Here is a 26,008-nt window from a genome sequence, read left to right on the forward strand (position 1 = left end):
CGGACCGCCTGGGCCCTCTAGCTACGGGCCGCGGGTATGTAGGCCAGCCCGTGGGCACCCGCTTCGCCCGCCCGGTCGACCTCGAGGGTGGCGGTCACGCTCAGGCGCTCGAGGTCCACGACCGTCACCGTGCCGGACATGACGTTCGCCACGTAACCCGTTCCGCCGTCAGGCGAAGAGGTGATCGTCAGCGGGAACCGCCCCACCTCCACCTGGCCGACGACCTCGAGGGTGCCGGGCGCGAAGACGGTCAGCACGCCGTCGGTCTGCGCGCCGAGCTCGCCGCCGGGCTCCCGGACCATCCGCAGCTCCCCCGCGAGGACCGCGCCGGTGACGGTGGTGTGCACGGGGAAGACCACGCCCTCGGTGGGCAGGGTCCGTACGACCTCGCCCTTGGCAACGTCGATCACGCGTACCCCCGGCGGGGCCGCCGGGCGGACGCCGAAGTCGCCCTTGGGGGCCGCGACGTAGACGTGCCGCCCGTCGGGCGAGACGTCCAGCCCCTCGCTGCCGGGCACCTCGATCCGGCCGGCGAACGCGTCGAGCTCGAGGTCCACGACGGACACGAAGGGCGCCTCCTTGTTGGTGGAGTAGCCCCGGCGTCCGTCGGGGGTGATCGCGAACCAGTGCGGGCCGTCGGCCATGACCGGGATCCTGGCCAGGCGCTCACGGGTCCGCGCGTCGTAGACGATCACTCCGCCGGGGGCGGTGTCGGTGGCCTCGACGCTGACGTACAGCCGGGCGCGGGCCCGGTCCAGGGCGAAGCCGTGAGGGGCGTGGTCGGGGGTGGTGTCGAGGGTGTCGACGATCGTGCGGGTGTCGGGGTCGATGACGGTGATCTGCCGGGCGCGTCCCTGGTGCGCGTGGTAGTAGCCGGAGACATAGGTGCTGAGGCAGTAGAGCAGGCGGCGGTCCGGGTCGTAGCACAACTCGTGGGGTTCGGCGGGCACTTCGAGGACGCCGAGCCGCTGGTGAGTCGTCGCGTCGAAGAAGGTGACGGTGGGGCCGGACTGGCTGACGACCGCCAGGACGTCACGGCCGGAGGTGTTCGCGTCGGTTGCGTTCATGGTCACCACCCTCGGCCCGGCCCCCGGCGCGACTCCAGTGCGACGTCGTCACGCCAGGGTTTCCCGTCACGCATTCCCGCTGGTGACACGGGGTTTGGGCGGAGAGATCGTGACCGGGGTCACTCGTCGGGGAAAATCCTGGTGACGATCCGGCCGTCCTTCGTGGCGTAGCCGTGCAGCATGCCCTCGCTGCTGTACGGGGCGGCGTACGTGCCGTGGTCGTCCAGCGCGATGACCCCGCCCTTGCCGCCCAGCTTCGGCAGCCGCTCCACCACGACCTCGTACGCCGCCGACGCCACGTCCCTGCCGCCGAATTCGACGAGGTGGGCGACGGTCGCCGCCGCGGTGCCCCGGATGAAGACCTCTCCCTGGCCGGTGGCGCTCACGGCGACGGTGCCGTTCCTGGCGTAGGTGCCCGCGCCCACGAGGGGCGAGTCGCCCACGCGGCCCGCCATCTTGTTGGTCATGCCGCCGGTGGAGGTGGCGGCGGCGAGGTCGCGCCGGGCGTCCACGGCGACGGCTCCCACGGTGCCGGTGATGCTCTCGTCGCGGGCCGCGGCGGCCGGCCGGGGCTGCTTGGCCTTCATGAGCTCGTCCCACCGCTTCTGTGTCCAGAAGTAGTCCTGCGTCACGGGCACCAGGCCGGCGCGCGCCGCGAAGGCGTCCGCCGCCTCGCCCGCGAGCAGCACGTGCGGGGTCCGCTCCATCACCAGGCGGGCGGCGGAGACGGGGTTGCGCACGTGCCGCACCCCGGCGACGGCCCCGGCCGCCTGGTCGCGGCCGCGCATGACGGAGGCGTCGAGCTCGTGGCCGGCGTCCTCGCTGAAGACGGCGCCCTTGCCGGCGTTGAACAGCGGGTCGTCCTCCAGTACGCGGACGGCCGCCTCCACGGCGGCCACGCTGTCGCCGCCCCGGCGCAGCACGTCGCGCCCGGCCCGCAGGGCGTCGGCGAGACCGTCGCGGTAGGCCTTCTCGGTGCGGGCGTCGGTGTCCTCGCGGCGCAGGGCCGTGCCCGCGCCGCCGTGCACGGCGAGCACCACGTCACGGGCCTCGGGCCGGGGCGGGCCGGCGGGCGCGGCGACGGACGCCGGGCGGCCGCCGGCCGGCCGCGGGAGGGCCGACGAGGTCACCGTCGCGGCCACGAGCAGGGCGAGTGCGAGAACGATCCACGATCTGGAACGCGGGCGCATGGCTTCCCCTCGCTGGGTGTGGGCGGGTCCGCTACGACCCTGGGCACCCCGCCCGCTCCTGTCCACCCGCCTTTCACGCCACACCCGGTGTGGCGGCCCGCCCGTTCGCGGGCACCTGCGTCGTCTCCTCGCTCACAGCGCGGCCAGCCAGCCCGCGTCCAGTACGCCCTCGGCGGCGATGCCCGCCGCGCCCGACAGCAGCGTCGGCGCGTTGGGCTCCAGCGTCACCGACAGCGGTCCGCAGTCGCTCTCCACGATGGTGGTCCCCCACTCCCCGGCCGTGTGCTGGACGGCGGCGGCCGCCGCGCACACGGCGGTGCCGCACGAGCGCCTCGCGCCGGCGCCCGGCTCGTGGACGCGCACCCGTAGGCGGCCGTCGGGCAGGACGTTGACCAGGGAGAGGCCGACGTCCGGGACGATGACGCCGGTGGTCCGGGGGTAGTCGGCGACGTCCAGCCGCAGGTCCCGGGTCAGGTCCACGTACGCCACGGGCGTCTCGAGCAGGCAGACCAGGTGCAGGTTGCCCAGGGAGACGGCGGTGCAGGTTGCCCAGGGAGACGGCGGTGCCGGGCAGCGTCCGCCCGTCGACGGTCGCCGAGGACGGGCCGAGGACGCGCGGGGGCAGCAGTTCCATCGTCGCGCGGCCGTCGGGGCCGACGGCCGCGCGCTTGTCGCCCACGCGCGTGCCGATCCACATCCGGCCGGGCGGGGCCAGGCCCACGAGCGTCAGGTAGCGGGCGACAAGGCCGAGGCCGGGGGCGCACATCAGGGCCCGGGAGCCGTCGGGGTCGCGGCAGTCCATGAACCACTCGCTGCGGGTGAGTCCGGGCACCCCGGCCCGGGCGGTGCGCACGAGCCGCAGGACGCCGTCGCCGCCCAGCCCGGTGTGCGGCGTGCACAGGGCGCGCGCGGCGGCCTCGGACAGCGGGACACGGTTGTCGGGGTCGAGGAGGATGACGAAGCCGTTGCCGCCGCAGTAGCCCTTGGCGTACCGCGGCCCGGGCTCAACGCCGGCCCGGAGCATGCTCGGAGCCGTGGGTGAGGGTGCCGGCGGGGTGGACCGGTGCGAAGTGCCAGGCTGTCGCTGCGATTCGGGGTGCCATCGGCCACCTTCCCGGTACACGAAGGGCACGGCGGGTGGTGACCGCCTCCGGGGCATCCTGGGTCCGCCGCGCGGTGCGCCGCAACGCCTTCGCCGCCGCCCGTGGGCAGACCGCCGGCCGGCCTCCGGTGAACCTCCGGCCGGCGGCCCGGAAGTGCCGTGAAATCGCCGGGCGACTTCCGGTCCGCCGCGGTGGTGGTGCTCCGCGACGAATTCCCCCGGCGCGGCGGCGGCCGAATTCCATGGCGAATACCATCCGGAATCCAGGAGTTTCCACCCGCAGGCTCAGAGAAGTTCACTGGCAAGGGCCCTGAAAGTACGATAAACGGAGCACCAGGAACCGCCTTCGCGGCCCGTCCAATGCCCATACCCTTGGTGGAGCCATATACGGGGGGGGGAAGCCCGTAGGTCACTCGACGCCGGCTCCGGAATCGGCAGGAAATGGCCAAGGGGGAGTAAAGTTGCTTGACGGGGACCAGTGGTTTTCGTTCGGCCTGTTGCTGCGCCGATATCGGCTGACGGCGGGCATGACCCAGGAGGAGCTGGCCGAGGCGTCGGGGCTGAGCGTACGCGCCATCAGCGACCTCGAGCGCGGCCGGACCGGCAGGCCGCGGCGCAAGTCCGTGGAACTGCTCACCGAGGCACTCGCCCAGGGCGACGACGCCACCTGGCGGCTCGTCGAAGCGGCCAGGGCGGCCCGGCTCGCGCCGGACGTCGCCTCCGCTCCGGCCGCGTACGAGCCGACGCGGGACGCCCGCGACCACGGCGAGCCGGCCGGCCACCGTCTCGCCTGCGAACTGCCGCCGGACACCGTGGACTTCACGGCCCGGGAAGCCGAACTGCGCCGGATCACCGAAGCGCTGGCCCTGGGCGACGCCCGGCCCGGCGGCCCGGAACGGCCCGAGCGCCGGCTGACGCTGGTCGCAGGCCACCCGGGAGCGGGCAAGACGGCCCTGGCGGTGCACGCCGCCCACCGCTCGCTCTCCCGCTTCCCGGACGGCCAGCTCTACGTCGAGCTGTCCCCCGCCGGACGCCCCGCGCTCCGGCCGGCGGAGGTCGTCCGCAGAATCCTCCGGTCGCTCGGGGCCCTGGACGACGGGCTCGGCTCCCTGGAGGAGGCGAGCGCCCGGCTGCGGGCCGTGCTCGCCCGCAGGAAAGTGCTCGTACTGCTGGACGACGCCGTCTCGGAAGGGCAGATCCGCTGCGCCCACCCGGCCGTCGGGGAGTCCGCCGTGATCGCGACCTGCCGCCGCCGGCTCTCCGCGCTGGCCGGGGCCGAGTCCGTCACGGTCGGCGCCTTCGGCCCGGAGGAGTCGCTGGCGTTCCTGGCGAGGATGCTCGGCGAGGAACGCGTCCGCGCGGCGCGCTCCGACGCCGCGCTCGTGGCGGAGCTGTGCGGTCATCTCCCGCTCGCCCTCCGGGTGATCGGCTGCCGGCTGCTCGCCCGCCCGCACTGGACGATGCGCACCCTGATCGACGAGGTCCTCGACGACCCCCGGACCCGGCTGCGGGAGCTGAGCTCGGGGGATGTGACGGTACGGGCGGCGATAGCGGCGGCGTTCAGCGTGCTGGACGACCAGGCGCAGTGGGCGCTGTACCGGCTGGCGCAGGCCCGGGCCCCCGGCTTCAGCCTGCGCGGCGCCGCCGTCGCGCTCGACTGCGGCATCGCCCGCGCGCACCGGCTCGTCGGCGATCTGCTGGACGGTCACCTCGTGGAGGTGCTCGACGAGCGGCTGCCCGGGGATCCGCGCTATCTCATACCGCCCGTGGTGCGCCTCTTCGCCGCCGAGGGCGCGCGGAACACGGAGGGGGGAACGGGCCCGAGGGCTCCGGGCCGCCCCGCGCAGGGGGAAGCCCCCTGCGCGGAGTTCCCGCGGGCCGAGCAGGTCGCCTCGTAGCGGGGCGTTCAGCGGGTGGTGTAGCCGCCGTTGGCGAAGAGGGTCTGCCCGTTGATCCACCAGCCGTCGGTGAGCAGGAACTTCACGAGCGGCACGATGTCCTCGATCTTCGTCAGGTCGCCGTTCATCGCGGACGACTTGTGGTACGCGATGGAGTCCTCGGTCTCGGCCGGATAGAAGAACGGGGTGTCCATGGGCCCGGGGGCGATGCTGTTGACGGAGACACCGCGGCCGTAGAGCTCCTTGGACAGGGCCCGGGTGAAGTGCTCGACGGGGGCCTTGCTGCCCGCGTAGACGGAGTACAGGCCGGTGTAGGCGGCCAGCAGCGAGGTCACGACGGTGATGATCTTCCCGCCGTCCTCCACCCGCCGCGCCGCCTCCTGCATCATGAAGTACGCCGCCTTGGAGTTGACGGCGAACATCCTGTCGTACTCCTCCTCGGTGACCTCGGTCATCGGCTTCTTGATGACCATGCCGGCCGTGTTCACCATGCAGTCGACCCTGCCGAAGGCCGCCACCGCCACCTCGAAGAGCCCCTCGACCTCGGCGACCTTCGTCAGGTCCGCCTCGTGGACGACCGCCTCGCCGCCCGCGGCCTTCACCGCCCCGGCGGTCTGCTCCGCGCCCTCCTTGGAGGTCGGGGAGTTGTAGTGGACGACGACACGGGCCCCGTCCTTGGCCACTTCCCTCGCGATGAGGCCGCCGAGGTTCCGCGAGGCGCCGCCGATGACGACGACCTTGTCCTTGAGCGTATGGCCGGGCATGCGTCTCTCCTCGATGAGGGATGACTGCGGAAGCACGCCCACCATATGACTACATGTCCCCATACGCATGCGGATGCCCTCTGCGGGGATCCGAAGGCGGGCAGCCCGGGGCGCGCCGGACCCTCCCGGCGTTCCGGGCCTTAAATATCATTAGGCTAGCCTTACCTTATGACTTTGTCGCACGTGGATCCCGAGGCGGAAGCCGTTGATGACCAGGCACTTCCGGACGCTCCGCACGGCCGCCGGACCCTCCTGATCGCCTCCGCCTCCCTCCTGCTGGCCGTCCTCGTGCTCGCCGCCCTGTCGCTGTCCGTCGGCGCGGGCGAGGTGGGACCGGGCGATGTGCTCGACTACGTCCTCGGCCGGAACGGGGCGCGCGACAACTCCCGGCTCTCCCTCGTCGTCGGGGACCTGCGCATCCCGCGCACCCTCACCGCCCTGCTCGTCGGCGCGGCGCTCGGCACCTCCGGCAGCCTCCTCCAGGCCGTCACCCGCAACCCCCTCGCCGAGACGGGACTCCTGGGCGTCAACGCGGGCGCCTCGCTCGGCGTCGTCGTCGGCATCGCCTTCCTCGGCGTGCAGAGCGGCTACGGGCACCTGCTGTGGGCCTTCGGCGGCGCCGTCGCCGCCAGCGCGCTCGTGCTGTTCATCGCCGGCCGCCGGGGCGGCGGCTCACCCATGCGGCTGGTCCTGGCCGGGTCCGCCCTGGGCGCCACCTTCGGCGGCGTCACCAGCGTCATCATCGTCAACTCCGCCGAGACCTACGACCGCTTCCGCTTCTGGGTGCTGGGCTCGCTCGCCGGCGTCGAGGGCTTCGGCAAACTGACGAGCCTGCTCCCCGTCCTCGCCCTGGGCTTCGTCGTCGCCCTCCTCATCGCCCGGCCGCTGTCCGCGCTCGCCCTCGGCGACGACCTCGCCCGGGGCCTGGGCCACCGGCCGTCCGCCATCCGCGTGGTCGTCGCGCTGGCGGTCACCCTGCTCACCGCCTCCGCCGTCGCCCTCGTCGGCCCGATCTCCTTCCTGGGCCTGCTCGCCGGATTCCTCGCCCGGGCCGTCGCCGGCCCCCGCCTCACCGCCCAGATCGCCCTGGCCGGCCTCATCGGCGCGGGCGTCCTCACCGGCGCCGACGTCCTGGCCAGGGTCGTCTCCCGGCCCTTCGAGGCGCCGGTCTCCGTCATCATCGCCCTCATCGGCGCCCCCGTCCTCATCGCCCTCGTCCGTTCCCGGCGCATGGGCGCGATGGGCATGACCGATCCCGCCACCGAAGAGGGCGCGGCGCCCCGGCGGCTCCTCCCCCGACTCCCCGTCTCCCCCGCCTTCCGCGGCTTCCATGGGGAGCGAAGGAACGTTCCGAGAGCCTGCTGGTGCGACGCGGCGCCCTCTCCCTGCTGGTGCCGCGCCGGGCCGCGCTCGCCGCGCTCTCCCTGGCCGCGCTGCTCCTGGCCGCCGTCGTCGTCTCCGCCTACGCCGGGCAGAGCGAGATGAGCCTGACCCGCACGTTCAACGCCGTCTTCGGCTCCGGCGACCGCTTCGACGTCCTGCTGGTGCAGAAGTTCCGCCTCGGCCGCATCATCGCCGGGCTCACCGCCGGCGCCGCCCTCGGACTCGCCGGCTGCCTCACCCAGACCCTCGCCCGCAACCGCCTCGCCACCCCCGAACTCCTCGGCGTCAACGACGGCGCCACCGCGGCCGTACTGCTCTCCACCACCCTCACCGGCACCTTCGGCGCCTGGTGGGCGGGGCCGGTCGGCGCGCTGGTGGCCGTCCTCGTCGTCACCACCGTCTCCGGCGGCCTCGGGCAGCGCGGCTACCGCGTCCTGGTCGTCGGCCTCGCCATGTCGGCGCTCGCCTCGGCCGTCACCCAGGTCGTCCTCTCCCGCCGCTCCCTCAACTCCGCGAGCTCCCTCTACGTATGGACCTCCGGCAGCCTCAACGGCCGCGGCTACTCCGTGGCCGTCCCCGTCCTCATCGGCCTCGCCGTGCTCGTCCCCCTCGCCCTCGTCGCCGCCCGGCAGCTCAACGTGCTCCGCTTCGACGACTCCACGGCCTCCTCGCTCGGCGTCGCCCCCGGGCGGGTGCGGCTGATGTGCCTGCTGCTCGCCGTGGGGCTCGCCGGCCTCGCGGTCGGCATCTGCGGGCCGGTGGGCTTCGTCGCCCTCGCCTCGCCGGTCATCGCCGGACGGCTGGCCGGGCCGCTGCGGGTGCCGGTGCTGGGGTCGATGCTGACGGGGGCGGTTCTGATCGTTCTCGCCGACACGGTGGGGAGGATCGTGTTCGACGGGGTCGAGGTGCCGGTGGGCATTGTGACGACCGTTCTTGGCGGACCGTTCCTGCTGTGGGTGCTGCTGGGGCGGTCGGCGGCGGCGCGGGTTTAGCGCCTCCGGCGGTATTTCCCCACCCCGCCCCTTCCCGTAACCGGGGCTCCGCCCCGGACCCCGTTGTCCTCAAGCGCCGGACGGGCTGGATTTCCAGCCCGTCCGGCGCTTGAGGACAACGCGCGCCGAAAGGAAGCACATGGAGACAAAGAGCCCCGCACTGCGCGAGCTGGCCGCGGCCGTGGAGGCCGGAGTGCCCGAGGCCGTCGAAGCCTTCTGGCAGCGCGCCGAGCGCACTGGTACACCCCTCGTCGAGCCCGACCCCGAAGGAGACGACGCCTGGCGTCTGGTCACCTTCCTCTGGCGGGACGACGTGGACGAGCCGGCCGCCGGCGTGCTCGCCCTTCTGCACACCGTCACGGACAAGGACCGGCACGCCCATGACCTCGCGCCGCATCTGATGAGCAGGGTGCCCGGCACCGATGTGTGGGCGATCAGCCACCGGCTGCGGGCCGATCACCGGGCCTCGTACCAGTTCTCGGTCCACCGCGGCTCCCGCGAGGACGCCCTGCGCACGGACCGGCACAGCTGGCTGCGCGTTCTGGACGGTGCGCTGCCCGATCCGCTCGCCTCGGGGCCCTCGCTGGCGGCGCGGGACGGGCGCAATCCCTCGTCCGTGCTGGAGCTCCCCGACGCGCCGGCCCAGGAATGGGCCATCGCCCGCGACGCCGTACCGCGCGGCGAGCGCATCGACGCGGAGGTCGACGGGCGGCGCGTGGGCGTGCACCTGCCCGCCGGGCATACCGAGGACCACGGCCCGTACGCCGTCGCCGTGCTGCTGGACGGCGAGATGTGGGGCCCGGTGCTGGACTTCGCCTCCACGCTGGACAACCTGCGCGCCGACGGCCGCATACCGCCGACCGTGACCCTGTTCGTCGAGACGATGGGCCGCGACCGGCGCATGGCCGACCTCAGCTGCAGCGAGGAGTTCGTCGACTGGCTGGCGGACGTGCTGCTGCCGTGGGCGGCGCGGGAGTACGGAGCGACGGACGACCCGGCGCGCACGGTCCTGGCCGGGCAGAGCGCGGGCGGTCTGACGGCGGCCTTCGCCGCGTTCCGGCGGCCGGAGCGGTTCGGGAACGCGCTGTCGCAGTCGGGTTCGTTCTGGTGGCCGGACGGGACGGAGTTCGACGGCGGCAGCGAGTGGCTGACGCGGCAGTACGCGACGCACGGGAAACTGCCGGTCCGCTTCCACCTGGAGGTGGGCCTGCAGGAGTGGATGCTACTCCCGCAGAACCGGCACCTGCGCAATGTGCTGGAGGCGCGCGGCTACGAGCTGACGTACACGGAGTTCAACGGCGGCCACGACTACGCCTGCTGGCGCGGCGGTCTGGCCGACGGCCTCGCGGGACTGCTGGCACCGCGGTAGTACCGCCGGTGGTACCGCCAAGGAAAGAGGTCCCGGACCGGCAGGACGCCGGTGCGGGACCTCTGTCGTGGGGCGCGCGGTGTGCTCAGGCCGCGGCCGGCAGTTCGTCGGCCTGCGGTTCGTCGTCGAAGGGCGGCGGGCCGGGGGCCTCCTTGGGCATGCGCAGCGCGCACAGCGTGCCGAGGGCGACGAGGCCCGCGGTGACAGCGATGGCGGCCCGGTACGGGCCCGGGTCGGTGTCGTGCGTGCCGGCGCCGCCCCAGGCGGAGATGACGGCGGCGGTGACCGCGATGCCGAGCGCGCCGCCCAGGGTGCGCACGATGGTGAACAGGGCCATGGCCTGGCCCATGGCCGGCGGCGGGACGTCGGAGAAGCCGGCGATCTGCACGGTGAGCACGGCGGTGCCCAGCACCAGGCCCACGCAGAACATCAGCGCCCGTACGGCCCAGGCGTTCTCGGCGACGCCCGGCACGGCCAGCGCGCCGAAGACGGCGGTGGCCAGCAGCAGGGCGGGCACGGCGAGCCACCGGGGGCCGAGCCTGGGCATCAGCCGGTCGGCCACCTGGGAGGCCAGCATCAGCCCGAGCGCTTCGGGGAAGACGCTCAGGCCCGCGTCCAGGGCCGAGGCGCCGAGGGCCGCCTGGTAGAGGAGCGGGAAGGCGAAGAGGACGCCCATCAGGCCCGCGGAGGTGACCAGCGCGAGCACGGTGGCGGACGCGAACACCTTGTCGGCCAGCAGGCGCAGCCGGAGCAGCGGCGTCCGCGCCCGCAGCAGGTGGACGCACCCGGCGGCCAGCAGCGCGAGCCCGAGCGGGCCGGCGACCAGGACCGGGGGCGCGGTCCAGCCGTGGGCGGGGCCGAAGCCGAGGGCGTAGGTGAGCAGGCCCAGCGCGGGGGTCGCCAGCAGGAAGCCCTTCAGGTCGAAGCCCTCGGGCTCCTCCTTGTGCTCCCCGAGCCCCAGCAGGCCGATCAGCACGGCGGCCGCGCCGAGCGGCACGTTCACGAAGAACAGCCAGTGCCAGGACAGGTGCTCGGTGAGGAAGCCGCCGAGGGGCGGGCCGAGCGCCGGCATGAGCGCGGTCGGCACGATGAGCACCTTGGACAGCTTCATCCGCTCGTGCGGCGGGAAGGCGCGGAAGAGCAGCGTCATCCCCACGGGCGTCAGGAGGCCGCCGGCGACGCCCTGCAGGACGCGGGCGAGGACCAGCGCCGGCAGGTTCTGGGCCAGGCCGCAGGCCGCCGACGCGGCGGTGAAGACGGCGAGGGCGCCGAGGAAGACCTTCTTGGTGCCGAAGCGGTCGCCGAGCCAGCCGGCGACGGGCAGGGCGACGGCGAGCGCGACGAGGAAGGCCACCTCGACGGTGTTGGCGGCCGAGACCGGTTCGTCGAAGTCCCGGGCGATGGTGAGCAGCGCCGGGTTGACGATGGTGGAGTCGAGACCGTTCATGCACATCGCCGTCGTGTACACGATCACGACGGCGATGCGCGGGGAGAGGCGGGTCACTGGGCGGAGGCCGGGGTCAGGTCGGTCCAGTGCTCGGTGATCCAGTCGAGGGCGGTCTGCCGGGCGCAGGGCCCATGGGCGGCCGTCCAGCCCTCGGGCACCGCGGCGAAGCCCGGCCAGAGGCTGTGCTGCCCCTCGGCGTTGACGAGGACGAGAAAGTCTCCGTCGCCGTCGAAGGGGTTGGCGGGTGCGTCGCTCATGGGGTCAGTTCTCCAGGTTCTGCAGTCGGTCGGCGATGACGCCGGCGATGTGCGCGATCGGTTCGGGCAGGGTCATGTCCTTGTGCGAGCAGGCGACGTTCGTGTTGTCGATGCGCCCGGTCACGTAGGGGGTCCAGGTCTCGGGGGTGAGGGTGTCGTCGATGGTGTCGACGGTGGCGCGGAAGAAGAGCACGTCGCCGTCGAAGACCCGGTGGTCGAAGGAGCGCACCAGGAGGTTGGTGTTGATGTAGGTGCGGTTGAGGGCCTCGATGGTGGCGTCGTCGAGGCTGGCGAGCGGGGAGCCCTCGCGGCGCAGCACCTCGGTGACGTGGGCGAGTTCGAAGGGCTTGCCCTCGAGGCTGTCCGGTCCGTAGCCGCCCATGGCGAGCAGGGCCTCGAGGGCCTCGGCCTGGTCGGGTACGGGCAGCTCGCGGAAGCCCTCGGCGGGGTAGGCGTCGAGGATGGCGAGCAGCTCGACCTCGGCGCCGAGGTCCTGCAGGCGAGTGGCCATGGCCTGCGCGATGATGCCGCCGGTGGACCAGCCCATGAGGCGGTACGGGCCGTGCGGCTGGATCTCGCGCAGCCGGTCGACGTAGTGCGCCGCCAGTTCCTCCAGGGTGCGCGGCAGCGGCTCGGCGGCGGTCGCCGGGCCGACGCCCTGGGCCTGGAGGCCGTAGATGGGCACGTCGGCGGGCAGGTGGCGGATGAGTCCGGCGTAGCACCAGCTGAGTCCGCCGGCGGGGTGGACGCAGTACAGCGGAGCCTTGTCCCCGGCGTTCGCCGGGCGCAGGGGCAGCAGGACGTCGAGGGCGTCGGTGCCCTCGGCCGCGTCGAGGGCGGCGTCCAGGGCGGCCGGGGTCGGGGCCTGGAAGACGGTGCCGATGCCGACGTCGGCGCCGAGCGCGGCCTTGACGCGGCCGGCGAGGCGCACGGCGAGCAGGGAGTGGCCGCCCAGGTCGAAGAAGTTGTCGTCCACGCCGACCCGGGGCAGGCCCAGGACGTCGGCGAAGATCGCGCAGAGCTGTTCCTCGCGGGGTCCGCGGGGGGCGCGGCCCTCGGTGACGGCGCCGGCCAGGTCCGGCGCGGGGAGCGCCTTGCGGTCGAGCTTGCCGTTGGCGGTCAGCGGCAGCCGGTCCAGCAGGACGACGGCCGACGGCACCATGTGGAGGGGCAGTTCGGTGCCGGCGTGTTCGCGCAGCCGTGCCGGGGTGGTCTCGCGGGCAGGGACGGCGTAGGCGACGAGGCGCTTGTCGCCGGGGGTGTCCTCGCGGACGACGACGGCCGCGTCGGCGACGTCGGGGTGGTCGGCGAGGACCGCCTCGATCTCGCCGAGCTCGATGCGGAAGCCGCGGATCTTCACCTGGTGGTCGGCGCGCCCGAAGTACTCGAGGGTGCCGTCGGGGCGGCGGCGGGCGAGGTCGCCGGAGCGGTACATGCGGCTGCCGCGCTCGCCGAAAAGGTGGGCGAAGGGGTCGGCGACGAACCGTTCGGCGGTCAGGGCGTGCCGGCCGAGGTAGCCGCGGGCCAGGCCCTCGCCGGCGACGTACATCTCGCCGGTGACGCCGGGCGGCACGGGCTGGAGGTGCTCGTCGAGGACGTAGACGCGCAGGTCGGGGATGTTGACGCCGATGGTGCTGGAGGTGCCGGCGGCGGCGCTCGCGCGGTCGAGGGCGATGTACGAGACGTGGACGGTGGTCTCGGTGATGCCGTACATGTTGACCAGCGTGGGCGCGTCCTCGGCGTGGCGGGCGTACCAGTCGTCGAGGCGGCCGAGCTCGAGGGCCTCGCCGCCGAAGACGACGTAGCGCAGGGCGAGTTCCGTGCCGGGCCGGTCCTTGTCGGCGGCCATGAGCTGGTAGAACGCGGACGGCGTCTGGTTGAGGACGGTCACCCGCTCCTCCTCCAGCAGGCGCAGGAACGCGGCGGGGTCTCGGCTGACGAGGTGCGGGACGACCACGAGCCGGCCGCCGTGCAGCAGCGCGCCCCACATCTCCCACACCGAGAAGTCGAAGGCGTAGGAGTGGAACAGCGTCCACACGTCGCTCTCGTCGAAGCCGAACCAGTGGTCGGTGGCGGAGAAGAGGCGGGCGACGTTGTGGTGGGTGACGGGGACGCCCTTGGGGCGGCCGGTGGAGCCGGAGGTGTAGATGACGTACGCGACGTCGCCGGGGCGCTGGGCGCGGGTGCGGTCGTCGTCGGTCAGGTCCGTGGGCGCGTAGGCGTCGGCCTCGGTGCCGTCGACGAGGACGACGGGCAGGTCGTGCGCGGGTATGCGCGCGGCGGTCGCGGTGTCGGTGACGACGGCGGCGGGGGCGGCGTCCTGGAGCATGTAGGCCAGGCGGTCGGCCGGGTAGTCGGGGTCCATCGGCAGGTAGGCGGCGCCCGCCTTCGCGGCCGCCAGCAGGCCCACGACCAGCTCCGGCGAGCGGGGCAGGGCCAGCGCCACGATCGATCCCGGCCCGATGCCGCGCGCGGCCAGCAGCCGGGCCAGGCGGTTGGCGCGGTCGGACAGCGCGGCGTAGGTGAGGGAGGTCCCGTCGCAGGTGACGGCCGTGCGGCCGGGGTGGCGGCGGGCGGCGTCCTCGTACAGCTCGACGAGGGTCTGCTTGGAGGGGGTGGGCGTGGTGGTGCCGGCGTTCCATTCGACGACGGAGCGGTGGAGCTCCTCGTCGTCGAGCAGGGGCAGCCGGCCGACGGGGGTGTCCGGGTCGGCGGCCGCGGCGGTGAGCAGGCGGGTCAGGTGGGCGGAGAGGCGGGTGGCCGTGCCGGCGTCGAAGAGGTCCGTGCGGAACTCCAGGAAGCCGGATATGCCGCCGCCGGGCTGCTCGCCCGCGTTGAGGGTGAGGTCGAACTTCGCGGTGCCGGACGGGACGGCGCCGATGCGGGCCGTCAGCCCCTCGCCCATGGCGAACTCGGCGTCGGGCACCGACTGCCAGGCGAGCATCACCTGGAAGAGGGGGTGCCGGGCCAGCGAGCGCGGCGGGTTGAGCTCCTCGACGAGCCGGTCGAAGGGCAGGTCGGCGTGCTCGTACGCGGCGATGGTGGTGGCGCGGACGCGGTCGAGGAGGGTACGGAAGGTGGGGGCGCCGGAGACGTCGGTGCGCAGGACGAGGGTGTTGACGAAGAAGCCGACGAGGTCGGCGGTCGTGTCGTCGTCGCGCCCGGCGACGGGGGTGCCGAGGGGGATGTCGGTGCCGCAGCCGTAGCGGGTGAGCAGGGCGGCGAGGGCGGCCTGGACGGCCATGAAGACGCTGGTGCCGGTGGTGCGGGCGAGCCGTTCCAGGGCGGCGTGGGCCGTGGCGTCGAGGTGGAAGGGGACGGTGTCGCCTTCGTAGGACGCGACGGCGGGGCGCGGCCGGTCGGTGGGCAGTTCGAGCTGGTCGGGCAGTCCGGCCAGGGTCCGCTTCCAGTGCTCCAGCTGCCGGGCGGCGAGCGGGGTGGGCTCGTCGGCGGTGCCGAGGAGGTCCTGCTGCCAGGCGGTGTGGTCGGCGTACTGGACGGTGCGGCGGCGGAGTTCGGGGGCCCGGCCGGCGGCGCGGGCGGCGTAGGCGGCGGCCAGGTCGCAGGCGAGGGGGGTGGTGGAGGCGCCGTCGCCGGCGATGTGGTGCAGCAGGAGGAGCAGGGTGTGGCGGTCGCCGCCGTCCGAGAACAGCGTGGCGCGCAGCGGGGGTTCGGCGGCGAGGTCGAAGCAGTGGCGTACGGCCTCGGTGAGGTCGCCGCCGGCGGGGGCGGTGTGCAGGCGCGGGCTCGCCTCGTCGGCGGTGAGGATCCGCTGGTAGGGCTCGTTGTCGGTGGCCGGGTAGACCGTTCTGAGCGTCTCGTGGGCGTGCGTCAGGTCGCTCAGGGCGAGCCGCAGCGCGTCGTGGTCGAGCGGTCCGGTGAGGGTCAGGACGAGGGGATGTTGTAGGTGGGGCTGGGGCCTTCGAGGCGGTGCATGAACCACAGCCGCTTCTGCGCCGGGGAGAGCGGCATCCGGTCCGTGCGGGGTACGGGCACCAGCGCCGGCCGGTCCTCGCCGTCGGCCGCGGGCGCCTCGCGCAGGAGCGCGGCGAGGGCGGCGGGGGTGGGGTTGCGGAAGACGTCGGCGAGGCCGAGGGGCGTGCCGAAGGTCTCGCGGATGCGGGCGGCGAGGCGCCCGGCGGTCAGCGAGTGGCCGCCGAGGTCGAAGAGGTCGGCGTGCGGGGCGGGGGCCTCGTCCAGGCCGAGGGTGGCGGCGAAGAGGCCGCGGAGGATCTCCTCGTGCGGGGTGCGGGGGCCGCTGTGGCCGGTGGCGCCGGCGGTGGGCGCCGCCGGGTCCGGGTCGGGCAGGGCGCGCACGTCGAGCTTGTCGTTGGCGGTGCGGGGCAGGGCGTCGAGGAGGGTGATCGCGGTGGGCACCATGTGGCCGGGCAGCTTCTCGGCGAGGTGGGCGCGCAGCGCCTCGGGGTCGGCGGTCGCGCCCTCGGCGGGCACGGCGTAGCCCAGCAGGCGCTTGCCGGTGGCGGTGTCCCGGGCGATGACGGCGGCCTGGGCGACGGCCGGGTGCCCGGCCAGCACGGCCTGGATCTCGCCGAGTTCGATGCGGAAGCCGCGGATCTTGACCTGGTCGTCGGCGCGCCCGAGGAACTCCAGGGTGCCGTCGGCCCGGCGGCGCACGAGGTCGCCGGTGCGGTACATCCGGGCGCCGGGCTCGCCGTGCAGGGCGCCGAAGGGGTCGGCGGTGAAGCGCTCGGCGGTCAGGTCGGGCCGGTTCAGGTAGCCGGCGGCCAGGCAGGCTCCGGCGATGTACAGCTCGCCGGTGACTCCGACGGGGGCCGGGCGCAGGGAGGTGTCCAGGACGTACGCCCGTGAGCCGCGCACCGGGCGGCCGGTGGCCGTGCCGTCGCCGTCGGGGCCGGCCAGCCAGTAGTAGGCGTCGACGGTGGTCTCGGTGGGGCCGTAGAGGTTGATGGGGTTCAGTCCGGCGGTGCCCGCCAGGCGGCGCCACAGCGGCTCGGGGACGGTCTCGCCGCCGACGACGACGAGGGCGGGCCGGTGGCGGTCCTCGTCGAGGAGGCCTTCGGCGACCAGGGTCTCGACGTAGGAGGGGGTGGCGTCGAGGTAGTCGACGCGGTGGTCGGCGACGTAGGCGGTCAGCACGGCCGGGTCACGGTAGGCGGCGTCGTCCAGGAGGTGCAGCTCGTGGCCGTGGACCATCCAGATCAGGGGATCCCAGGAGGCGTCGAACGCGAACGAGGCGCTGTGCGCGATCCGCAGTCTCTCCCGGCCGGTGCGCTCCACCGCCGGGGCGATGTGGTCGGCGCCGTGCCCGGCGTGCAGGTTGGCGAGGGAGGCGTGGGTGACGAGGACGCCCTTGGGGCGGCCGGTGGAGCCGGAGGTGTGGATGACGTAGGCGGGCTGACGCGGCGCCGGGGCGGCGGGGGCCGTGCGGGGCCGGGCGTCGAGGCGGGCGCGGGTGTCCGGGTCGTCGAGGAGCAGGACGGGGACGTCGTGCTCCGGCAGGCCGCGCACGGCGTCCGCGGTGCCGACGACGCAGCCGGGGCGGGTGTCGTCGAGGACGTCGGTGAGGCGCTGTGCGGGGTGGCCGAGGTCGAGCGGCTGGCAGACGCCGCCCGCCTTGAGGACGGCGAGCAGGGCGACGACGGTGTCGGCGCTGCGGGGCAGGGCCAGGGCGACGGCGGTGCCCGCCGTCACTCCGCGCGCCCGCAGTTCGTGGGCGAGGCGGTTGGCGGCGCACTCCAGTTCTGCGAACGTGAGCGAGACGGCGCCGCTGCGGACGGCGACGGCGTCGGGGGTGCGGGCGGCCTGTGCGGTGAAGAGCTCGGGCAGCGTCCGCTCGACGGCCGGCTCGGTGCGGCCCGCCGTGGCGCGGTGGATCTCGCGGGCGTCGAGCAGGTCGATGGTGCCCACGGGCCGCTGGGCGTCGTCCAGGAGCAGCTCGGTGAGGCCGTCGAGGTAGCGGCGCAGGCCGCTCTCGTGGGTGGCGAGGCCGTCGGCGTCGTAGCGCGCGGGGTTGGCGTCCAGGCCGAGGCTCACGGAGCCGTCGGGGGCGGGGACGACGGCGACGGCGAGGTCGTCGACAGGGCCGGCGGAGAGGTTGCGGACCACGCCGGGCACGTCGCCGAAGGCGAGGTCGCCCTCGAACGCCTTGATGTTGACCATCGGCCCGAACAGCGGCTGCTCGGCGACGGTCAGGCCGAGGTCGCGGCGCAGGTCCTCCTGCCGGTAGCGCTGGTGGCGGCGCACGGCGCGCACCTCGAGGACGACGCGGCGCAGGAGTTCGGCGCCGGTGTCCTGGGGCTGGACGGTGATGCGCAGCGGCATGACGTTGACCATCATGGCGGGGGTGCGCAGGGCGGCGGGGCCGCGGCGGTTCATCAGCGGCAGGCCGAGGACGACGTCCCGGGCGCCGGTCATGCGGTGCACATAGCCGGCGGTGGCGGCGATGAGGAGCTCGGCCCAGGTGGCCTTGGCGGCGCGGGCGGCGGATTCGAGGCGGGTCAGGGAGCCGGCGGGCAGTTCGCCGCCGTGCCGCAGGACGGCTCCCGCGGCGGCGGCCGGGCGGTCGGAGAGGGAGACGGGCTCGGGCCGGTCGGCGAACCGCTCGCGCCAGAAGTCGCGGTCGGCGGCGTGCCGTTCCCCGGCCGTGTACTCGGCCTCGTCCTCGACCAGCTCGCGCAGGGTGCCGAAGGGGTTCTCGGGAGGGGTGGTGCCGGCGGCGAGGGCGGTGTAGGTCTCGGCCAGCCGGCGGCCGATGAGGGTCAGCGCGTAGGCGTCGACGGCGAAGTGGTGGACGCGCTGGTACCACCAGTGGCGGTCGTCGGCGAGGCGGATGAGCGCATGGGTGACCAGGGGGCCCTCGGTGAGGTCGACGGGCCGGCCGAGGTCGGCGCGCATCCAGGCCTCGGCCTCCTCGTCGGGCCGTTCGGCGGTGCGCAGGTCCAGCCGCCGCAGGGCGGGGACGGCTCCGGGCTCGACGCACTGGGCGGGGTCGCCGTCGCCGGGGGTGGCGACGAGCGCCAGCGTCTCGGCCTCCTGGACCGTCTGCCGCAGGGCGCGTTCGAACAGCTCCTCGTCCAGGGGGCCGTCGATCTCCACGCAGTCACCGGTGTTGTAGACCGGGTTGCCGGGCGCGAGAGCCTGGGCGTACAGGATGCCGGACTGCGCGGCGAGCAGCGGCAGTTCGGCAGGGGTGGTCTCGGCCTGATGGTGACGCATGCGTGGGGACTCCCGATATATGGCAAACGTTCCTGGTCACACCGGACCCCCCGGTGCGTCAGCTTAGGTAAGCCTAAGCTATTTTTTGATCGCTTGTGAGAGCGGCCCCCGCATCGCCTGAGCAGCATCGAACACCGAAGACACTGGAGCCGGACATGACCGTGGCCGAAGGCCTCAAATCAGCCATACGGGAGCGGGTTTCCGCCCGTCGCGAGGAGCTTCTCGCCCTCAGCCGCCGCATCCACGGGCACCCCGAGACGGCGTTCGCCGAGCACCGGGCGGCGGCCTGGTGCGCCGAGGTCCTGGGCGATCACGGCTTCGCGGTCACCGCCCCCGCCCACGGCCTCGAGACCGCCTTCGTGGCGACCGCCGGCTCCGGGCCCGTCACCGTGGCCATCGCCTGCGAGTACGACGCGCTGCCCGGTCTCGGCCACGCCTGCGGACACAATCTGATCGCCGCCGCCGGCGTCGGCGCGGCCATCGCGCTGGCCCCGCACGCCGACGAACTGGGCCTGACCGTACGGGTCCTGGGCACCCCGGCCGAGGAGCGCGGGGCGGGCAAGGCGCTGCTGCTGGAGGCCGGGGCCTTCGAGGGCGTCGACGCCGCGATGATGGTGCACCCCTGCCCGTTCGAGGTCGCCGAGTTCCGCTCGTTCGCGCTCGGCACGCTCTCGGTGGAGTACCGCGGCAAGGCCGCGCACCCGAGCCTGAACGCGCACGAGGGCCGCAACGCCGCCGACGCGATGACGGTCGCCCAGGTGGCACTGGGGCTGCTGCGCCAGCAGTTGCCGGCGCACTGGAAGGTGCACGGCGTGACCACGAGCGCGGGCACGGCCCCCAACCTGATCCCCGACCGGGCCACCGCCGAGTACGAGATCCGCGCCTCGGCCGCCGAGGACCTGCGCGAGCTGCGTGAGCGCGTCGAGGCCTGCTTCCGGGCGGGCGCGCTGGCCACCGGCTGCGAGGTGACCCTCACCCGCCCCGAGCCGGACTACCTCGACTTCCGTACGGACCCCGGGCTCATCGCCCTCTGGCAGGCCAACGCCCGTGCGCTGGGCCGCCCCGAGCCGCAGCAGCGGGACGCCTTCGCGTGCACGGACATGGGCAACGTCTCGCACGCCGTCCCCTCGATCCACCCCGTGCTCGACATCACCGGCGGCGCCTGCGGGCCGCATGAGCCGGAGTTCGCCGCGGCGGCGGTCTCCCCCGAGGCCGAGCGGGCGATCGTCGACGGGGCCGTCGGCATGGCCTGGACGGCGGCGGACTTCGCGGCCTCGCGCGCGGCGCGGTGAGAAAGCGGTGAGATAAGAAAACGTCGGGGGCGCCGGGCGGACTGATCCAGTCCGCCCGGCGCCCCCGACGTCACGGCGGCTACTTCTTCAGCGCCTTGGCGATGTCGTCGATGACGGCCAGGCTCGCCAGCGGGCCGCCGCGGGTGGACCACACCGAACCGTTCACGGTGACGGCGTGGTTCTTCTTCACCGCGTTCAGCTCCTTGTACGCGGGCTTCTCCTGGACGTCCTTCAGCGCCTTCTCGCCGTCGGCGGTGAGGGTGGACAGGAACAGCCAGTCGCCGTCGATCTCGTTGATCTTCTCCAGGCTGAGCGCCGGGGTGTGGGCGTTGCCGTCCTTGTCCTGGGCCTTGGGCCGCTTGAGGCCCATGTCCAGGGCGACGCCGGAGGCGAACTGCTTCTTCTCCATCCAGCTCGGGCCGTCGGGGTTCCAGCGCACGATGCTGACCTCGGCGCCCTTGTTGTCGCCGAGCTCCTCGCCGGTCTTCTTGGCCTTGGCCTCGTAGTCGGAGATGACCTTGTTGGCCTTGTCCATGCTGTTGACGGCGTTGGCGATGCCCCGGAAGGAGAGCTTCCAGTCGTCGGTCGGGGCCATGGTGACCAGCGTGGCCGGGGTGATCTCGCGCAGCTGCTTGAGGACCTGCTGGTCCTGCATGTCACCGGCCAGGATCAGGTCGGGCTTGGCGGCGATGACCTTGTCCATCACCGGCTGCAGCAGGTTGCCGACGACGTTGATGCCCTTGACCTTGTCCTCGAGGTAGGCCGGGGGCTTGTTCAGGCCCTGGCCGTTGGTGATGCCGACCGGCTTGAGGCCGAGCGCGAGCACCGCGTCCAGGTCCTCCTGGGTGAGGGTGACGATGCGCTTGGGGTTGGCCGGGACCTTGACCGCGGTACCGGTCGCGTCCTTGATCGTACGGGTGCCGCCCCCGCCCGCCTCGGTCTTCGCCTCGTCCTTGCCCTTGTCGGAGTCCGAGCCGCAGCCGGTCAGGAGCAGGGCGGCCGCACCCACAGCGGCGAGAGCCTGGGCCGCGCGGCGCGGGGCGGACAGGAGAAGGCGGTTGGGCGAGGTCATCGAATGCTCCGGGCGTCGAAAAGAAGTCAGAAGTACAAGGGGTGGGGCCGCCCGCTCGGGGGCTGAACCCGTCGGACGAAAGCGATATTAGGTTAGCCTTACCTTAAAGTCACTCCGCAGGGGGGTTCCGGCGGTCCGGGCCCCCCTGCGACCCGCCCCTGGAGGCCTCACTTCTGACGCAGGAAGAGCAGCCGGGCGAGCACCCCCGGCCTGCGGGCCGGGGAGCGATGACCGGCTCCCGCCTCGGACGCGGGGACCTCGGGACGTTCCTCCACGATGACCGGGGCGGGCTCCGGCTCGGGTTCGGGTCGGTGGGTGCGATAGGCCTCGGCGCGCACATAGGCGCCGAGCGCACGCGCGGGATCGATGCGCATGACGTCACTCCTGCTGTCGTACTGCTGGCATGCCGGAATCCGGGTACACGAACGACGCCCCCGGCCCTCAAGAAGGACGGGGGACGTGGTTCCGCTCAGCAGCGCAGGACGGAATGACAGGCGTGACCGGGGGCGACGGCGGCCTCGCCGGGCCGGGCCGGCGACTGCCCGCAGGCGAGCCCCCCGGTGACTCCGACGGCGGCCGTCGGAACCGGCGAGCGTCCGCCCAGCGGCCGCCCCGCCCTCCCCGGACGCGGAACGCGCCTTTCCGGCACACAGGCGGCGTCGTCTGACGAGCCGTCCGACGCCGGGGCCGAGGCGGGAGCCCTCTCCCGGGCGGAGGCGGACTCCACCCACTCCGACGTCACACCGGACAGCACCATCAGGGCGGAGGCCAGCAGCACGATGACAGCCCGCATCACGGGCTGCACCACGGCAGCACGACCCCAGAACGCCACAAATCCAGCGTAGTCGGTCACTCACCTTACGCGCATTCCGTCGATCGAGTGAGATTACGGAGTGGAGTACGACATCTCGGTAGATAGCGGTCCGATAAGAACAATGGCCGAAACCCGATCCCCTCACCGGTAGCCCCTCAACCGCCTCTCAACGTCAGGGACGTTGACGGAGTCCTCCCCGCTGTACAGCCCTTTGAAGGTTTTCCTCGCAGCGAGAGGCAGGCGGATGACCGCACGGACGATACGCAGAGCACTGACGACGGCGGCCCTGGCCGCGGCGCTGGCCACCACGGCCCTCACCACCACCGCCTCGGCCGACACCGGCCGGGACCACGACCGGCACGCCGCCACCCGGGCCATGATGGAGGCTCAGGTGAAGGCCGGGGTCCCCGGCGTCCTGGGACAGGCCCAGGACGCGCACGGCACCTGGAACGCCTCCGCCGGCGTCGCCGACCGCGGAACCGGCCGCGAGCGGCTCCCCCAGGACCGCTTCCGCATCGGCAGCATCACCAAGTCCTTCGTCTCCACCGTGCTGCTGCAGCTGGAGGCCGAGGGCAGGCTCGACATCGACGACAGCGTCGAGCACTGGCTGCCCGGCGTCGTGCACGGCAACGGCCACGACGGCGGCCGGATCACCATCCGGCAGCTCCTCAACCACACCAGCGGCGTCTTCAACTACACCGAGGACCCCGCGTTCTTCCAGCAGATCAGCACGGGCTTCCTCGAGCACCGCTACGAGACCCGCACGCCCGCGCAGCTGGTGGCCACGGCGATGAAGCACGAGCCCCACTTCACGCCGGGCAAGGGCTGGCACTACTCCAACACCAACTACGTCCTCGCCGGGATGATCGTCGAGAAGGTGACCGGCCACTCGTACGCCTCCGAGGTCGAAAAGCGCATCCTCAAGAGGGCCGGCATGCGCTCCACCACCCTGCCCGGCACCTCGGCCCGCGTGCCCGGCCCCCATGGCAGGGGGTACAGCAAGCTGTTCGCCACCGCGCCCGACGCGAAGATCCATGACGTCACCGAGCTCAACCCCTCCTGGGGCTGGGCGGCCGGCGAGATCATCTCCACCACCGGCGACCTCAACCGCTACTACCGCGCGCTGCTGCGCGGCGACCTGCTGCCCGAGCGCCAGCAGCGGGAGCTCCTCACCGCCGTGCCGACGAGCGACAAGCCGTCGTCCGACGCCGGGTACGGTCTCGGCCTCTCCACGGGCAAGCTGTCGTGCGGCGTGACGATCTGGTTCCACGGCGGCGGCATCCACGGCTCCACCTCGATGGCCTCCGGCACCCCCGACGGCCGCCACACCGCCGCTTTCAACTTCAACGGCGACTGGGCCGGCGACCCCAACGCGCTGCTCGAGGCCGAGTACTGCGGTGCCAAGCCGATGGCCGCCACCACCGGGACGAGCAAGGACCTGAAGAAGCTCACCTCGCTGCGCTGATCCCGCGCCACCCGCCCGGCGGTCGCCGGCAGCAGCCGGCGACCGCCGCACCGAGGGCGCTCCGCACATGGCCGTATCCGCACCCCCGCCACTGTGCGTGGGGTGTAATACGGACAGATCTCGACCAGAGCCCCGGGCCCGAAGGGCCTTCGAGCGGAGGAGCGGCCGTGGAGCAACGGGAACGGGCGGAGTCGGCGGCCCGGCAGGCCGCCGCTCAGCTCACCGCGCAGGACATCCGCGGCGTCGCCCTCACCTGGGTGGACAACGCCGGCATCTCCCGTACCAAGGCCGTCCCGACGAGCAGGCTCGCCCACACCGCCCGCCGGGGCGTCGGCGCGTCACCGTGCTTCGACACCTACCTCGTCGACGACTCCGCAGTCACCAGCCGGTACCTCGGCGGCCCGGACGGCGACCTGCGGCTCTTCCCCGACCTGGACCGGCTCACCGTGCTCGCCGCCCAGCCCGGCTGGGCCTGGGCGCCGGTGGACCGCTACGCGCAGGACGGCACGCCCCACGTCGCCTGTCAGCGGCAGTTCGCCCGCCGCATGACGGACGCCGCGGCGGCCCGCGGGCTCCGGCTGCGCATGGGGTTCGAGACCGAGTGGGTCGTCATGCAGTCCAACGGCCACGAACCACCGCGCTACGGCTGCTCCGGCCCCGCCTACGGCATGACGCGGGTCGTCGAACTGTCGGACTATCTGCGCGACGTGCTCGACGCGCTGAGCGCGCAGAAGGTCGAGGTGCTGCAGATCCATCCCGAGTACTCCCCCGGCCAGTTCGAGGTGTCCGTCGCCCCCTCGGACCCGGTGGGGGCGGCCGACCTGTCCGTCCTGGTCCGCGAGACCGTGCGCGCGGTCTCGCGCCGGCACGGCCTCGACGCCTCCTTCGCCCCCGTGGTGGAGCCGGGAGGCGTCGGCAATGGCGCCCACCTGCACCTGAGCCTGTGGCGGGACGAGCGGAACCTGTGCCGGGGCGGTGACGGCCCGTTCGGCATGACCGACGAATGCGAGGCGTTCCTGGCCGGTGTCCTGCGGGAGCTCCCCGCCCTGCTGGCGCTCGGCGCTCCCACGCCCGCCAGCTATCTGCGGCTCGAGCCCTCCCGCTGGGCCGGCGTCTACCGCTGCTGGGGCCTGGAGGCCCGCGAGGCCGCGCTGCGCTTCGTCACGGGCGCGCCCGACGACACCGAGGCCGCCAACGCCGAGGTCAAGTGCTTCGACGCGGCGGCCAATCCGTACCTGGTCACCGGCGCGGTCGTCGCCGCCGGGCTGGCCGGGCTGGACGAGGGGCTCCGGCTGCCGCCCCCGGCGGCCGGCGACCCGGCCCTCACCGGCGGCCAGGAGCGCCTGCCGACCTCCCTGGCCGAGGCGCTGGAGCACTTCCGGCGCTCGGACCTGCTGCGCACGGCGCTCGGCGACCCGCTGTTCGAGGCGATCGCCGCCGTCCGCGCGGGCGAGGTGAAGCTGTTCGAGGGCCTCGCGCCGAACGACGTCGCGGCCGCCATCCGCCGGCGGTACTGACATGACCGGCCCGTACGTGCCGCCGCTGGTCGACCACCACTGCCACGGCGTGGCCCGCTCCGGGCTCTCCGCCGAGGCCTTCGAGTCCTTCCTCACCGAGTCCGACGCGCCCGCCGCGCCCGGCACCACCTTCTTCGACACCCAGCTCGGCTTCGCCGTACGCCGCTGGTGCCCGCCGCTGCTCGGCCTCGAGCCGCACTGCCCGCCGGACGAGTACCTCCGGCGCCGCCACGAACTCGGCCCGGCCGAGGCCACGCGCCGGCTGCTGGGCGCCGCCGGCATCGCCGACTACCTGGTGGACACCGGGCTGACCGGCGACCTGACCACGCCCGCCGAGCTGGCGGCCGCGAGCGGCGCCGCCTGCCACGAGATCGTCCGCCTGGAGCCGCTCGCCGAACGGGCCGCGGACACGGCCGGCGACGTCCCCTCCTTCCTCGACGGCCTCGCCACGGCCGTGACGGACGCCGCGGCCGGCGCGGTGGGCTTCAAGTCCGTCGTCGGCTACCGCCACGGCCTGGACTTCGCGCCCGCCCGGCCGGAACCGGCCGAGGTACGCTCCGCCGCCGGCCGGTGGCTGGCCGGACGGGCCCCGGGCGAGCGGCTGGCCGACCCGGTCCTGCTGCGCCATCTGCTGTGGTCGGCCGCAGACACCGGCCTGCCGCTCCAGCTGCACACCGGCTTCGGCGACCCCGACCTGCGGCTGCACCGCTGCGATCCCCTGCTGCTCACCGACTTCGTCAAGGCCGTCCGGCCCACGGGCTGCACGCTGGTGCTGCTGCACGGCTACCCCTACCACCGCAACGCCGGCTACCTGGCCGCCGTCTTCCCGCACGTCTACGCCGACGTGGGCCTGTCGCTGTCCCACACCGGGGCGCGGGCGGAGGCGGTGCTGGCGGAGACGGCCGAGCTGACCCCGTTCGGGAAGCTGCTGTTCTCCACGGACGCCTACGGGCTGCCGGAGCTGTACGTGGTGGGCGCCGAGCTCTTCCGCCGGTCCCTGACGCGGCTGCTGACGGGCTGGGTGGAGGAGGGCGCGTGGCCGGCCCGGGACGCGGAGCGGGTGGCGGCGATGATCGCGGCGGGCAACGCCCGGCGGGTCTACGGGACGCCGGGGGAATCGTTCGCGTGAAGCCCCTTGGGGACCGTTCCGCCGCCGCCCGGGGTCGCCCAGCATGAGGAGGC

The 26,008-nt window shown here is 73.8% G+C and carries 15 protein-coding genes and 2 pseudogenes; 7 read left to right on the forward strand and 10 right to left on the reverse strand.

Going from position 1 to position 26,008, the window contains the following annotated elements; translation table 11 throughout:
- Positions 1-17 precede the first annotated feature (17 nt).
- The 3 genes from J1792_RS25500 to J1792_RS34535 all read right to left on the reverse strand — a co-directional run bounded on the left by J1792_RS25500 (position 18) and on the right by J1792_RS34535 (position 2,737).
- Positions 18-1,067, reverse strand: coding sequence for a beta-propeller fold lactonase family protein (locus J1792_RS25500; protein ID WP_086566095.1), 1,050 nt, complete (start codon positions 1,065-1,067; stop codon positions 18-20).
- 119 nt (positions 1,068-1,186) lie between these two features.
- A complete protein-coding gene (locus J1792_RS25505) occupies positions 1,187-2,257 on the reverse strand; it encodes an isoaspartyl peptidase/L-asparaginase family protein (RefSeq protein WP_086566088.1) in 1,071 nt (356 codons plus the stop codon).
- Between the two features lie 132 nt (positions 2,258-2,389).
- The gene (locus tag J1792_RS34535) at positions 2,390-2,737 is read right to left on the reverse strand and encodes a diaminopimelate epimerase (protein ID WP_372446174.1); all 348 of its coding nucleotides are present in this window, start codon (positions 2,735-2,737) and stop codon (positions 2,390-2,392) included.
- A gap of 1,083 nt (positions 2,738-3,820) precedes the next feature.
- Here J1792_RS34535 and J1792_RS25515 point away from each other — a divergent pair.
- Positions 3,821-5,257, forward strand: coding sequence for an XRE family transcriptional regulator (locus J1792_RS25515; protein ID WP_207248296.1), 1,437 nt, complete (start codon positions 3,821-3,823; stop codon positions 5,255-5,257).
- A gap of 8 nt (positions 5,258-5,265) precedes the next feature.
- On the opposite strand, the gene J1792_RS25520 is transcribed toward J1792_RS25515, so the two are convergent.
- Complete coding sequence (locus J1792_RS25520) at positions 5,266-6,021, reverse strand: SDR family oxidoreductase (protein ID WP_086566085.1); 756 nt, start codon at positions 6,019-6,021, stop codon at positions 5,266-5,268.
- A gap of 168 nt (positions 6,022-6,189) precedes the next feature.
- Here J1792_RS25520 and fhuB point away from each other — a divergent pair.
- Positions 6,190-8,396 (forward strand): annotated as a pseudogene (gene fhuB / locus J1792_RS25525) (Fe(3+)-hydroxamate ABC transporter permease FhuB).
- A 139-nt stretch (positions 8,397-8,535) separates the two neighbouring features.
- Complete coding sequence (fes, locus tag J1792_RS25530; protein ID WP_207248297.1) at positions 8,536-9,765, forward strand: enterochelin esterase; 1,230 nt, start codon at positions 8,536-8,538, stop codon at positions 9,763-9,765.
- 85 nt (positions 9,766-9,850) lie between these two features.
- Here the strand turns inward: fes and J1792_RS25535 are convergent, their stop codons facing one another.
- The 3 genes and pseudogenes from J1792_RS25535 to J1792_RS25545 all read right to left on the reverse strand — a co-directional run bounded on the left by J1792_RS25535 (position 9,851) and on the right by J1792_RS25545 (position 18,666).
- Positions 9,851-11,218 carry a DHA2 family efflux MFS transporter permease subunit gene (locus J1792_RS25535; RefSeq protein WP_086566094.1) on the reverse strand — a complete coding sequence of 456 codons (1,368 nt, stop codon included), beginning with the start codon at positions 11,216-11,218 and terminating at the stop codon, positions 9,851-9,853.
- Between the two features lie 47 nt (positions 11,219-11,265).
- The gene (locus J1792_RS25540; RefSeq protein ID WP_086566082.1) at positions 11,266-11,469 is read right to left on the reverse strand and encodes an MbtH family protein; all 204 of its coding nucleotides are present in this window, start codon (positions 11,467-11,469) and stop codon (positions 11,266-11,268) included.
- 4 nt (positions 11,470-11,473) lie between these two features.
- Positions 11,474-18,666: pseudogene (locus J1792_RS25545) on the reverse strand (amino acid adenylation domain-containing protein).
- Positions 18,667-18,821: 155 nt separating this feature from the next.
- Here J1792_RS25545 and J1792_RS25550 point away from each other — a divergent pair.
- Positions 18,822-19,958 carry a M20 family metallopeptidase gene (locus J1792_RS25550; protein WP_086566080.1) on the forward strand — a complete coding sequence of 379 codons (1,137 nt, stop codon included), beginning with the start codon at positions 18,822-18,824 and terminating at the stop codon, positions 19,956-19,958.
- Between the two features lie 79 nt (positions 19,959-20,037).
- Here the strand turns inward: J1792_RS25550 and J1792_RS25555 are convergent, their stop codons facing one another.
- From J1792_RS25555 to J1792_RS25565, 3 genes are all read right to left on the reverse strand, one after another.
- Positions 20,038-21,030: an ABC transporter substrate-binding protein gene (locus J1792_RS25555; protein ID WP_086566079.1), complete on the reverse strand. Its 993-nt coding sequence runs from the start codon at positions 21,028-21,030 to the stop codon at positions 20,038-20,040.
- Positions 21,031-21,197: 167 nt separating this feature from the next.
- Positions 21,198-21,404, reverse strand: a complete 207-nt coding sequence (locus tag J1792_RS25560; RefSeq protein WP_086566078.1) for a hypothetical protein — start codon at positions 21,402-21,404, stop codon at positions 21,198-21,200.
- A 95-nt stretch (positions 21,405-21,499) separates the two neighbouring features.
- Positions 21,500-21,823, reverse strand: a complete 324-nt coding sequence (locus J1792_RS25565; protein ID WP_207248298.1) for a hypothetical protein — start codon at positions 21,821-21,823, stop codon at positions 21,500-21,502.
- A 265-nt stretch (positions 21,824-22,088) separates the two neighbouring features.
- Between J1792_RS25565 and J1792_RS25570 the strand changes: the two genes are divergently transcribed.
- The 3 genes from J1792_RS25570 to J1792_RS25580 all read left to right on the forward strand — a co-directional run bounded on the left by J1792_RS25570 (position 22,089) and on the right by J1792_RS25580 (position 25,955).
- Entirely contained in the window at positions 22,089-23,309 is a 1,221-nt protein-coding gene (locus J1792_RS25570; RefSeq protein ID WP_086566076.1) for a serine hydrolase domain-containing protein, read from the forward strand.
- Between the two features lie 167 nt (positions 23,310-23,476).
- The gene (locus tag J1792_RS25575; RefSeq protein ID WP_307843093.1) at positions 23,477-24,826 is read left to right on the forward strand and encodes a type I glutamate--ammonia ligase; all 1,350 of its coding nucleotides are present in this window, start codon (positions 23,477-23,479) and stop codon (positions 24,824-24,826) included.
- A 1-nt stretch (position 24,827) separates the two neighbouring features.
- Positions 24,828-25,955, forward strand: a complete 1,128-nt coding sequence (locus J1792_RS25580; protein ID WP_207248299.1) for an amidohydrolase family protein — start codon at positions 24,828-24,830, stop codon at positions 25,953-25,955.
- The last annotated feature ends 53 nt before the right edge of the window (positions 25,956-26,008 follow it).

The organism is Streptomyces triculaminicus (genome assembly GCF_017349075.1).
GTDB classification, from domain to species: domain Bacteria; phylum Actinomycetota; class Actinomycetes; order Streptomycetales; family Streptomycetaceae; genus Streptomyces; species Streptomyces triculaminicus.